The sequence below is a fragment of the Streptomyces sp. NPDC014891 genome (assembly GCF_043081085.1).
Classification (GTDB): domain Bacteria; phylum Actinomycetota; class Actinomycetes; order Streptomycetales; family Streptomycetaceae; genus Streptomyces.
The window spans coordinates 258815-270448 of record NZ_JBIBWF010000002.1; the positions used below are offsets into that span (position 1 = coordinate 258815).

General features: G+C 74.4%; 11 protein-coding genes. 6 read left to right on the forward strand and 5 right to left on the reverse strand.

Going from position 1 to position 11634, the window contains the following annotated elements:
* Window positions 1-78: 78 nt before the first annotated feature.
* The 3 genes from ACF09E_RS05815 to ACF09E_RS05825 all read right to left on the reverse strand — a co-directional run bounded on the left by ACF09E_RS05815 (window position 79) and on the right by ACF09E_RS05825 (window position 2572).
* Window positions 79-915, reverse strand: a complete 837-nt coding sequence (locus tag ACF09E_RS05815; RefSeq protein WP_392204050.1) for an EI24 domain-containing protein — start codon at window positions 913-915, stop codon at window positions 79-81.
* Between the two features lie 150 nt (window positions 916-1065).
* Window positions 1066-1488, reverse strand: a complete 423-nt coding sequence (locus ACF09E_RS05820) for an organic hydroperoxide resistance protein (protein ID WP_148004235.1) — start codon at window positions 1486-1488, stop codon at window positions 1066-1068.
* Between the two features lie 64 nt (window positions 1489-1552).
* Window positions 1553-2572 (reverse strand): NADP-dependent oxidoreductase, encoded by a 1020-nt coding sequence (locus ACF09E_RS05825; RefSeq protein ID WP_392204051.1) that lies wholly within the window; start codon window positions 2570-2572, stop codon window positions 1553-1555.
* Window positions 2573-2685: 113 nt separating this feature from the next.
* Between ACF09E_RS05825 and ACF09E_RS05830 the strand changes: the two genes are divergently transcribed.
* Complete coding sequence (locus ACF09E_RS05830) at window positions 2686-3123, forward strand: MarR family transcriptional regulator (protein ID WP_361859982.1); 438 nt, start codon at window positions 2686-2688, stop codon at window positions 3121-3123.
* A gap of 66 nt (window positions 3124-3189) precedes the next feature.
* On the opposite strand, the gene ACF09E_RS05835 is transcribed toward ACF09E_RS05830, so the two are convergent.
* A complete protein-coding gene (locus tag ACF09E_RS05835) occupies window positions 3190-3597 on the reverse strand; it encodes a MerR family transcriptional regulator (protein ID WP_392204052.1) in 408 nt (135 codons plus the stop codon).
* Window positions 3598-3668: 71 nt separating this feature from the next.
* Here ACF09E_RS05835 and ACF09E_RS05840 point away from each other — a divergent pair, with 71 nt between their 5' ends.
* Window positions 3669-4577 carry an NAD(P)-dependent oxidoreductase gene (locus ACF09E_RS05840; RefSeq protein WP_392204053.1) on the forward strand — a complete coding sequence of 303 codons (909 nt, stop codon included), beginning with the start codon at window positions 3669-3671 and terminating at the stop codon, window positions 4575-4577.
* 45 nt (window positions 4578-4622) lie between these two features.
* Here ACF09E_RS05840 and ACF09E_RS05845 read toward each other — a convergent pair whose 3' ends face one another.
* Window positions 4623-5711, reverse strand: coding sequence for a hypothetical protein (locus ACF09E_RS05845; protein WP_392204054.1), 1089 nt, complete (start codon window positions 5709-5711; stop codon window positions 4623-4625).
* 253 nt (window positions 5712-5964) lie between these two features.
* Here ACF09E_RS05845 and ACF09E_RS05850 point away from each other — a divergent pair, with 253 nt between their 5' ends.
* The 4 genes from ACF09E_RS05850 to ACF09E_RS05865 all read left to right on the forward strand — a co-directional run bounded on the left by ACF09E_RS05850 (window position 5965) and on the right by ACF09E_RS05865 (window position 11564).
* Window positions 5965-7026, forward strand: a complete 1062-nt coding sequence (locus ACF09E_RS05850; RefSeq protein WP_361858026.1) for a rod shape-determining protein — start codon at window positions 5965-5967, stop codon at window positions 7024-7026.
* A 54-nt stretch (window positions 7027-7080) separates the two neighbouring features.
* Window positions 7081-8655, forward strand: a complete 1575-nt coding sequence (locus tag ACF09E_RS05855; RefSeq protein WP_392204055.1) for a GAF domain-containing protein — start codon at window positions 7081-7083, stop codon at window positions 8653-8655.
* 156 nt (window positions 8656-8811) lie between these two features.
* Entirely contained in the window at window positions 8812-10047 is a 1236-nt protein-coding gene (locus ACF09E_RS05860) for a nitrate/nitrite transporter (RefSeq protein ID WP_392204056.1), read from the forward strand.
* Between the two features lie 68 nt (window positions 10048-10115).
* Window positions 10116-11564 carry an acyl-CoA synthetase gene (locus ACF09E_RS05865; RefSeq protein ID WP_392204057.1) on the forward strand — a complete coding sequence of 483 codons (1449 nt, stop codon included), beginning with the start codon at window positions 10116-10118 and terminating at the stop codon, window positions 11562-11564.
* Window positions 11565-11634: the final 70 nt, after the last annotated feature.

Here is an 11634-nt window from a genome sequence, read left to right on the forward strand (position 1 = left end):
GGTCCGGGACCGGACGGACCGGGTCCCCGCCGCGTGAGGGCCTCGGGCGGAGTGCGCGGCGCCCGCGTCACGGCCCCGTCAGCGGGGCAGGTGCGGCACGCCCTTGCCCCCGGGGGCGGGCAGACCGCCGTCCGCGCGGCCGTCCTCCGGGGAGTTCTCGTCCCGGTCGTCGCGGCCGGTCTCGCCGCCCAGCTCGCGGGCCATCAGGGTGGCGCCGGCGACCGCTCCCGGCATCAGGAAGACGGCGACGAAGGGCACGAGGAACGCGAGGGTCAGCGGAACGCCGAAGCCGAGGACGGCCAGCCGGCGGCCGCGGAGCAGCGTCAGGCGCTCCTTGAGCTCGACGCCGCGGCGCTGGAACGCGACGGCCGTCAGCTCCTCGGCGAGGAAGAAGCCGGAGACGCAGAAGCCGAGGACGGGGACGACGGTCTGGCCGACCACCGGGATGAAGCCGCAGGCGAAGAGCAGGACCCCGTAGAAGGCGACCCGCGCCAGGACCCGCAGGCTGTCGCGGGCCGAGATCCACAGCTCCCGCCAGAGCGGCAGCCCGGACTCGGGCACCTCGCCGCCCTCGGTGCGGTCGACCTCCTCGGAGAGGGACTCGTAGAAGGGCTGGCCGACGAGCAGGGTCACGGCGGTGAAGGTGATGACCGCGAGGAAGAGGCCGAAGGCGAAGACCAGCGCGGTCAGGGCGCCGCGGAAGGCCGCGAGCCAGGGGGAGGTCCAGTCGTCGGCGAAGGGGGTGACCCAGGAGACCAGGTCGTCGGCGCCGTAGCCGAGGCCGACGAGCGCGCCCGCGTAGAGCACGAGGGTCACGAGTCCGGGCAGCAGCCCGAAGCCGAACCACCGTCCGTGCGTGCCCACCCACTTCTGGCCCTTTACCAGGTAACCGAAACCCACCCCGAGATCGCGCATGGGGCTCACCCTATCGGTGGACCCCGGAGCGCCCGGGGGTGCGGGGACCCGGGCTCCCGGGGAGGCGGGGGCGCCGGGCATGCGGCGAGGACCGCACCCCGACGGGTCGGGGTGCGGTCCTCGCGGATCGGCCGGTGGCCGGCCGGTGGCTCAGACGGCGAGCTCGACCGTGATGTTGCCGCGGGTCGCCTTGGAGTACGGGCAGACCTGGTGCGCCTTCTCGATCAGGCTCTTCGCCGTCTCGGCGTCCACGTTCGGGATCGACGCCGAGATCTTGACGATGATGCCGAAGCCGTCGTCGTTCTTGCCGATGCCGACCTCGGCGGTGACCGTCGAGCCGGTGATGTCGGCCTTCTCGTTGCGGGCGACGACGCCGAGCGCGCCCTGGAAGCAGGCGCTGTAGCCCGCCGCGAAGAGCTGCTCGGGGTTGGTGCCCTCGCCGGAGCCGCCCATGGCCTTGGGCGGGTTCACGACGACGTCGACCTTGCCGTCGTCGGTGGCGACACGACCGTCACGCCCGCCCTCGGCGGTGGCGACGGCGGTGTACAGGACGTCGGAGTGCTGGATCGGCATGCGAGGTACTTCCTTCATGGGTTCGCCGCGACTCGCGCCCACGATCGCGGCGGCTGAGGGAAGACTAACCGGTCACCGAGACGATCATCTTTCCGGTGTTGTCCCCGCGGAGCAGACCGAGGAAGGCGTCCACGCCGTTCTCGACGCCCTCGACGAAGGTCTCGCGGTGCTTGAGCTCGCCGGAGGCGAGCCAGCCGCCGACCTCCTGGACGAACTGCTGCTGGAGCCCGTAGTGGTCGCCGACGAGCACGCCCTGGAGGCGGAGCCGCTTGCCGATGATCATGGCCATGTTGCGCGGGCCGGGGACCGGCTCGGTGTCGTTGTACTGGGCGATCATGCCGCAGATGGTGGCGCGGCCGTGCACGTTGAGCGAGGAGATCGCGGCTTCGAGGTGGTCGCCGCCGACGTTGTCGAAGTAGACGTCGATGCCGTCCGGGGCGGCCTCGCGGAGCTGGTCCCTGACCGGGCCGTTCCGGTAGTTGAAGGCGGCGTCGAAGCCGAGCTCCTCGACGAGGAACTTCACCTTCTCGTCGGAGCCGGCCGAGCCGATCACGCGGGAGGCGCCCTTGAGGCGGGCCATCTGGCCGACCTGGCTGCCGACGGCACCGGCGGCGCCGGAGACGAAGACCGCGTCGCCCTCCTTGAAGGAGGCGACGTCGAAGAGGCCGGCGTAGGCGGTGAGGCCGGTCATCCCGAGGACGCCGAGGTAGGCGGAGAGCGGGGCGAGCGCCGGGTCGACCCTGGTGGCGTGCTGGGCCGGGACGTCGGCGTACTCGCGCCAGCCGAGACCGTGCAGGACGTGGTCGCCGACGGCGAAGCCCTCGGCGTTGGAGGCGACGACCTCGCCGACCGCTCCGCCGTCCATGGGGCGGTCGAGCTGGAACGGCGGGATGTACGACTTCACGTCGTTCATACGGCCGCGCATGTACGGGTCGACGGAGAAGTGCAGGTTCCTGACCAGGATCCGGCCCTCGGCGGGCTCGGTGACGGGGGCCTCACGGAGCGCGAAGTCCGCGGGGGTCGGCCAGCCGTGCGGACGGGCGACGAGGTGCCACTCACGGCTGGACGCGGGAAGTACGGACATGAGCACGGCCTCCAGAGAGTACGAAAAGCTTCAGATCACAAAAGATTCACTACCTGAAACAACCATGCACCTGGATATTTTACGTTGTCAAGTATCCGGGTAGGATGGCGGGCATGGCCACCCCACGCACGGACCCCCTGACCCTCGAAGTCGTCGAGCTGATCGGCACGGTCGTCGCGCGCTACTACGAGGAGTACGAGCAGGCCGCCGCGCAGCACGCGCTGACCGGCGCGCAGGCCCGCGTCCTCGGCCTGCTCGCCCTGGATCCGCTGCCGATGCGCCGCATCGCCCAGAAGCTGAAGTGCGAGCCGTCCAACATCACCGGGATAGTGGACCGCCTGGAGGCCCGCGGCCTGGTGGAGCGCCGCCCGGACCCGGCGGACCGCCGCGTCAAGCTGGCCGTCCCGACCGAGGAGGGCCGCGCGACGGCGCACCGGCTGCGCGAGTCGCTGGACTTCGCGCGGGAGCCGCTCGGCGAGCTGACCGAGGCCGAGCGGACCCTGCTGCGGGACCTGCTCAAGCGGATGCTGGGCGTCCAGCCGGACGTCTAGGGCGGCCGAAGGGGGCCGGGGCCGGAACCCGTTCGGTCAGGCGGGGACGGACTCCCGGCCGTTCGGTCAGGCGGGGACGGACTCCCGGTCGGAGCCGTCGAAGGGCGGATAGTTCTCGGCGCCCGTGCGCTCGGCCGCGTCGATGTAGACGGCGAGGGCGTCGCGGGACCGGGCCAGCCGCTCCATCTGGTCCTCGATCCGCCCCATCCGCGACCGCATGGCGGCCAGCAGCTCGGGACAGCCCGCCAGCTCCGGAACCTCGCCGACCGCGCACGGCAGCAGGTACGCGATGTCCTCCGAGGACAGCCCCGCGGCGAGCAGGTGCCGGATCTGCCGCACCCGCAGCACGGCGCTCTCGTCGTACTCCCGATAGCCGTTGGCCCCCCGGCCGGCCTCCAGGAGGCCCTGGGCCTCGTAGTAGCGCAGCTGATGGGTGTGGACACCCGTCCGACGGCTCAACTCCCCTATCCGCACAGCAACCCCGCCCTCGATCCCGCACGCGCCCGCTTGACCTTCACACCGGTATCAACGTTCACGATGCTGCCATGACCGACAGAGCAGCCGCACCCGTGAACGCATCCGCCGCCGCACCCGTGACCGTCGTCGGACTCGGCCTGATGGGCCGGGCCCTCGCCGGCGCCCTCCTCGGCGCCGGGCACCCCACCACCGTCTGGAACCGTACGCGTTCCAAGGCCGCCGACCTGGTGACCCGGGGCGCGCACCTGGCGCCCTCGATCGGGGACGCGCTCGCCGCGAGCCCCCTGACGATCGTCTGCCTCACCGACTACGACGCCGTGCACGAGCTGCTGGGCGCGGAGGGCGTGCCGCTCGACGGCACGACCCTGGTCAACCTGACCTCGGGCGACTCGGCGCAGGCGCGCGCGACCGCCCGCTGGGCCGGGGAACGCGGCGCCCGCTACCTGGACGGCGCCGTCATGGCCGTCCCGCCGGCGATCGGCACCGCCGAGGCGATCGTCCTGCACAGCGGCCCCCGGGCGGACTTCGACGCCCACGCTCCCGCCCTCGAAGCGCTCGGCACCGTCAGCCACCTCGGCGAGGACCACGGGCTCGCGTCCCTGTACGACGTGGCCGGACTGGCCATGATGTGGAGCGTCCTGAACGCCTGGCTCCAGGGCACGGCCATGCTGGGGAGGGCGGGCGTCGACGCGGCCGCCTACGCGCCGTTCGCCCGGCGGATCGCCGCCGGGGTCGCCGACTGGCTCCCGGGGTACGCCGAGCAGATCGACGCCGGCTCCTTCCCGGCCGAGGTGTCGGCCCTGGAGACCGACGCGCGGGCGATGGAGCACCTGATCAGCGAGAGCGAGGCGCTGGGCGTGAACGCCGAACTCCCGAAGCTGTTCAAGGCGATGGCCGACCGGGCGATCGCCGCGGGCCACGGCGGGGAGCAGTACCCCGTCCTGATCGAGGAGTTCGGCAGGCCCGGGACGGACTGACGCCCCGCGCTCCCGGCCCGGGAGTGTCCGGCGGGCCGGGAGCGCTCAGACGCACCACCAGAGGAAGGGGGTGCACTCCTCCTCGGTGGGCGTGGGCGAGGGGGTCGGGGCGGGGGCCGTCGCCGTGGTCGAGGCGGTCGGAGTCGGACCGGTGGCGGTCGGCGTGCCCGAGGGGGGCGTCTGGGCCTTCGTGGCCGAGGGGCTCCCGGTGGGGGTCGCGGGCCGGGTCACCGGGTCGGTGGGCGCGGGCGGGTGCTGCGGGGCGTCCCCGCCGCTCCCGGTCCCCGTGCCGGAGCCCGTCCCGGCACCCGTACCCGTACCCGTACCGGAGGCCGTGCCGGTGCCCTTGCCCGCGCCGGATCCCGCGCCCGTGCTCGTGGTCGCGCTCACCCGGCGGGGGCGGTTCGGCGCGGAGGTGACCGGCGACGGGTCGCCGCCGCCCGGGGCCCCGGTGCTCTCCACCGGGTCCGGGGCGAGCGGGGACCGCGTGACGTCGAGTTCCTCCACCGCCGTCGCGGCGCCGGCCCGCTCCGGGTCCTCCAGGGCGAGCCGGGCCATGCTGAGCGAACCGGCCGCGATCACCAGACCGAGCGTGCCCACCAGGACCACCCGGCCCCGGCGGCTCCGTCCCCGGCGCCCCTTCCGCGCGGCGCGGCCCTGCGCGGCGCCGCGCGCGGCACGCCGGCCGCCGGGGGCCGGGCGGGGCGGTTCGAGGACGTCCAGTTCGTAGACGTGCTCGGGAGCCGGCGCCTCCTCGCGCCCGTCCCGCCCGCCGGCCCCGTACGCCGCACCGGGTCCGTCCTGCGCACCGGGCCGGTCCTCGGCACCGCGTCCGTGCCCGGCACCGCGTCCGTCCTGCGCACCGGGCGCGTACGCCGGTCCGGGCGCGTACGCCGGTCCGGGCGCATACGCGGGACCGGATGCGTACGCCGGTCCCGGCCCGTACGCGGGACCAGGCCCGTACGCCGGTCCGGTCGGCGCCGGCGTTCCCGCCGGCGGGAACGCCCGGGCGGGCGCGGCCGGAGGGCCGGGTGTGCGGGGGGTCTCGTACCGCAGTTCCTCGACGGGAGTCCCGCACCCGGCACAGGCGAGGGCCCCGTTGAGATGCCGCCGGCACGCGTGGCAGTAGTCCATGGGGCCCGCAGGCTATGCGGCCCGACACCGCCTCAGGTAGCCACGGACGTGAGGATTCTGTGAGGAAACCGCAGGTCGTCGGCGGTGCGTCGTGAATCTCCCGCTTCGGTACGTGCTGCGAGGCGCGGCGCCGCGGGCCCCGGGCGGCGCAGCCCAGCGCGCGCCGCGCCCCGGACGGCCGGACGATTCCAGGAGGACCGCGTAACGCGAACCCCCCTCGCCCGTGCCAGCACCGCACTCCGGAGGATCCGCCGTGACCGTCAGCCTTGAGCAGCTGCGTCGTTGCCATGTCGCCGTCGACCTGGGTGCCGCCCGCACCCGGGTCTTCGTGAAGGGCGCCGGACTCGTCGTCGACGAGCCGAGCGTCGCCGCCGTCAACACCCGTACCGGAGCGCTGATCGCCGTCGGCGCGCTGGCCGAGAAGATGACCGGCCGCACCCCGGACTACATCAGGGTCGTCCGCCCGGTCTCGGGCGGCACGGTCGTCGACATCGAGATGGCGCAGCGCATGCTCCGCCACCTCCTCGGCGAGAAGCTGCGCCGTCAGCTCCGCCGCAAGCCCCGGCTGCGCGCCGCCGCCTGCACCCCGCACGACAGCGACCCGCTCGCCCAGCGCGCCGCCGTGGAGACCCTCGTCGGTCTCGGGGCCCGCCGCGTCGAACTGGTGGACACGCTGATCGCGGCGGCCGTGGGCTGCGGACTTCCGGTGGAGCAGCCGACCGCGACGATGATCCTGGTGTGCGGTGCGGCGACCACGCAGGTCGCGGTCCTGTCGCTCGGTTCGATCGTCACGGCGGAGCGGATGCCGGTGGGCGGCGACGCCATCGACCACGCCGTCATCCAGCACCTGCGCCACCACCACGAGCTGATGCTGCCGAGCCAGTCGGTCCGGCCGCTGCAACTCGCCCTCAGCGGGAACGGCCTGACGCCGCACGGCCCGGCCTCGACCGAGATCCACGGCCGGGACGTCGCCACGGGCCTGGCCCGCTCCGTGACCGTCGACACCGCCGCCGTGCGGGAGGCCATCCACACCCCGCTGACGGCCGTCCTCGACGGCATCGGGAAGGTGCTGCGGGACTGCCCGCCGGACCTGGTGGCCGACCTCGCGGACCGCGGGATCATGATGGTCGGCGGCAGCGCCCTGCTGCCGGGCCTCGACCAGATGCTGCGCGAGGCGACCGGCATGCCGGTGCACATCGCCGAACGGCCCGACGTCTGCGCGGTCCTCGGCCTGGGCGCGATGCTGGAGGGCAAGGTCCAGCCGATGGTCCTCGACCCGCTGTCGGAGCGGAACCCGCTGGTGGACGAGGACTGAGCCGCCGTCGGACACACCACCGCGAAAGCGAATGATTCGTACGACGATGAGACCATGACGATCATGGACGAGGACACGGACGAGGTCGCGCTCCGCCTGCCCATGCTGCTCGAAGCGGTCCTCAGCGTCGGTACGGACCTCGAACTCCGCGCCACCCTCCAGCACATCGTGGACTCCGCCGCCCTCCTCATCGGGGCGCGCTACGGCGCGCTCGGGGTCGTCGACCCCGAGCGCGGCCGCATCACCGAGCTGTTCACCTGCGGCATGACGGACGCGGAACGGCAGCGCGTCGGCCGCCTCCCCGACGGCCACACCGGGGTGCTCGGCGTGCTCGTCCAGGAACGGCGGCCGCTGCGGATCGACGACCTCGCGGCCGACCCGCGCTCCTCGGGCGTGCCCGCGGAGCACCCGGAGATGCACTCCTTCCTCGGCGTCCCCATCCGGGTCCACACCGAGGTCTTCGGCAACCTCTACCTCACGGAGAAGCGCGAGGGGCGCTTCACCGAGGAGGACCTGTCGCTGCTCCGGGTCCTCGCCTCGCAGGCCGGCATCGCCATCGGCAACGCCCGGCTGTACGAGACCGCCCGGCAGCGGGAGCGCTGGATCGAGGGCGCGGCCGCGGTGACGACCGCCCTGCTCACCGGCGCGTCCGCCGAGAACGCCCTGATGACGGTAGCCGAGCAGGCCCGCATCCTCGCCGGGGCATCGGCCGGCGTCGTCCTCCAGCCCACCCCCGAGGGCGGGATGGAGATCGTCGCCGCCTCGACGACGGACGACCCCGGCGACCTGATCGGGACGGCGATCGCGCCCGGCTCCCCGGTGCTCGTCCAGCTCCTCGGCGGGGAGCCCGTGTTCGTCGAGGACTCGGCGACCGACCCCCGGATGACCACCCACGTCCGGTCCCGCTTCGGGCCGTCGATGATGCTGCCCCTGCAGAGCGGCGGGAAGCTCATCGGCACGCTCGCCCTCCCCCGGCGGCGCGACGACCCGGCGTACACGGCGGTCGACCGGCTGCTGGCCTCGCAGTTCGCCTCGCAGGCGGCGCTCGCGCTGGTCCTGGCGGACGCGCGGCACGACCGGGAGCGGCTCGCGGTGTTCGAGGACCGGGACCGGATCGCCCGGGACCTGCACGACCTGGTCGTCCAGCGGCTGTTCGCCACGGAGATGATGCTGGAGTCCACCCGGCGGCGGGCGGCGGACTCCACCGACCCGTCGGACCCGGCGGGCGACGGAGCGCTGCTGGAGCGGGCCGTGGACGAGCTGGACTCGACGATCCAGGAAGTCCGTACGACCATCTTCGCGCTCCAGCAGCCGCCGGCCGACGCCCCGGCCTCCTTCCGGGGGAGGGTGCTGCGGGAGACCGGCGGGGCGGCGGTCCTGCTGGGCTTCCAGCCGTCCGTGCACTTCGCCGGTGCCGTCGACACCCTGATCGGCGAGGAGACCGCCAACCGGCTCCTGGCCGCCCTGCGCGGGGCGCTCGCGGCGGCGCACCGGCGGCCGGGGATCGGCGCGATCACGGTCGACATCTCCGTCGGAGAACGGGGCGGCGGGGACGCGGAGGGGGACCCGGAGGCCCGCCTGCGGGTCACGGACGACGGCACGCCGCCGACCACGGTGGACTGGCCTTAGGGGGGTGTGTGGCCGCTCAGGCCGGGCTCGCGGGGCCTGAGCGGTGAGACACCCCCAGGGACCTCCGGGCGACCGGGCCGGTGGCGGGGCACGGCGGGGCACCCGTACGGAGCAGCACCGCGCGCCGCGCGTCCGGTCCCGATCTTGACTGGGGGCGTGGACACCGAGACCAAGCCCCCGACCGCGGCGGCCTACCGCAACCTGGTGACGGCCACCATCGGCTTCACGCTGACCTTCTGGGCGTGGGACCTGATCGCGCCCCTCGCCAGCTGGTACGGCGACCGGCTCGAACTCAGCTCCTTCGAGCAGTCGCTGCTCGTCGCGGTCCCCGTCCTGGTCGGCTCCCTCGGCCGCATCCCGGCCGGCGCGCTGACCGACCGGTACGGCGCGAAGCTGATGTTCCCGCTGGTCTCGGCCCTGACGATCGTCCCCGTCCTGCTGCTGATCGTGGTCAAGGACACGTACGGCCTGCTGCTGGTCGTCGCCTTCCTCCTCGGCCTCGGCGGCACGACGTTCGCGATCGGCATCCCGCTGGTCAACTCCTGGTTCCCGCCGGAGAAGCGCGGCCTGGCGCTCGGCGTGTTCGGGATGGGCATGGGCGGTGTCGCGCTCTCCGGCTACTTCACCCCGCGCATCGCCAAGCACGGCGAGAACCTGCCGTTCATCGTGGTCGCGATCGCGCTCGCGGCGTACGCGGTGCTCGCCGCGTTCCTCATCACCGACCGCCCCGACCGGCCCGTCCCCACCGCCTCCCTGGCGACCCGGCTCGGCTCGGCCGCGCGGCTGCGGGTGACGTGGGAGCTGTCCGCGCTGTACGCGATCGGCTTCGGCGGCATCGTGGCGTTCGGCGTCTACCTGCCGACGTACCTGAAGACCTGGTACGAGCTCGACCCGACGGACGCGGGCACGAAGGCGGCCGGTTTCGCCCTGGTGACCGTGGTCTTCCGGCCCATCGGCGGCTGGCTCTCGGACCGGGTCCACCCGGCGCTCGTCACCGCCGGGGCGCTCGGCGTGGTCGCCCTCCTCGCGATCGTGCAGGCCTTCGACCCGCCGCTGAACCCGGGCGGCACGATCGCCCTCCTCGTCATGGCGGCCGGCCTCGGCACGGCGAGCGGCTCGGTCTTCGCGCTGGTCTCGCAGGTGACCCCGCAGGCCAAGGTCGGCAGCGTGACCGGCATCGTCGGCGCGATGGGCGGGCTCGGCGGGTTCCTCCCGCCGCTCGTGATGGGCGCGATCTACAGCGCGAAGGGCTCGTACTCGATCGGCTTCATGCTGCTGTCGGACCTGGCGCTCGCGGGCTGCGTCTACGCCTGGGGCCGGATGCGCGGGATCCGCCCGGAGGGCGGGGACCCGACGCCGGAGCCCTCGAAGATCACGACGGGCCGCCCCTGACGGCGGGCCTCCGGGCACAATGGGCCACCGGCGACCGACGCCCTCGACGACCACGAGGAGTACGACCGGTGAGTGCGCTCTTCCCCGCCCTGGAGGCCCCCTCCGACCGGCCCGCCCTGAGCTGCGGGCCGGTCGCCCTGACCTACGAGGAGCTCGCGCGGGCCGCGGGGGCCGTGGCGGCCCGGATCGAGGGCGCCGGCCGGGTCGCCGTCTGGGCCACGCCGACCGCGCACACGGCGGTCGCGGTGGTCGGCGCCCTGCTCGCCGGGGTCCCCGCCGTACCGCTCAACCCGCGGACGGGCGAGCGGGAGCTGGCGCACATCCTCGGCGACAGCGAGCCCTCGGCGGTGCTCGCGGGCGCCGCGGACGAGCTGCCCGCCGGGCTCGCCGGACTCCCCCGGATCGTCGTGGACCCGGCGGCGAGCGGCCCGCCGGTCACGGAGACGGCCGATCCCGAGTCGCCCGCCCTGATCGTCTACACCTCGGGCACCACGGGCCCGCCCAAGGGCGTCCTGCTGTCCCGGCGGGCGATCGCCGCCTCGCTCGACGCGCTCGCCGGGGCCTGGTCCTGGACGGCCGACGACGTCCTCGTGCACGCCCTTCCGCTGTTCCACGTGCACGGGCTGATCCTCGGGATCCTGGGGCCGCTGCGCCGGGGCGGCGGGGTCCGGCACCTCGGCACGTTCTCGGTGGCGGGCGTGGCCCGGGAGCTGGGCGGGCCGGGCGGCGGCACGATGCTGTTCGGCGTGCCGACGATGTACCACCGGCTCGCGGACGCGCTCGCCGACGACGCCGCCCTGGCCGGGGCGCTGGCCGGCGCGCGGCTGCTGGTCTCCGGGTCGGCGGCGCTCCCGGTGCACGACCACGAGCGGATCGCGGCGGCGACCGGCCGGACGGTCGTGGAGCGGTACGGGATGACCGAGACCCTCATGAACACGAGCGTCCTGCCCCGCGCCGAGCCGCGCCCCGGAACCGTCGGGGTGCCGCTCGCGGGCGTGGAGCTGCGGCTCGTGGACGAGGACGGCTCGGTGTCCGGGGCGTACGACGGGGAGACGGTCGGCGAGGTGCAGGTGCGCGGCCCGAACCTGTTCTCCGGCTACCTCGGCCGGCCCGCGGCGACGGCGGAGGCCTTCGACGGCGACTGGTTCCGCACCGGCGACATGGCGGTCCGGGAGGCGGACGGCACCGTGCGGCTGGTGGGCCGGAAGGCCACCGACCTGATCAAGAGCGGCGGCTACAAGATCGGGGCGGGCGAGATCGAGAACGCGCTGCTCGACCACCCCGGGGTGCGCGAGGCGGCCGTCACCGGCGAGCCCGACCCGGACCTGGGCGAGCGGATCGTGGCCTGGGTGGTGCCGGAGGACGCCGGGAGGCCTCCGACGACGGAGGAGCTCGCCGACCACGTCGCCGGTCTGCTCGCCCCGCACAAACGGCCCCGGGTGGTGCGCCGGCTGGACGCCCTGCCGCGCAACGACCTGGGGAAGGTCCTCAAGAAGGCACTGATCGAGAGGGGTTGAGGGGCCGGGGCCCGTCCGGTGCGCACCGGGCCCCCTCCCGCGCGGGGCGGGAGGGGGCCCGGCCTTCCGG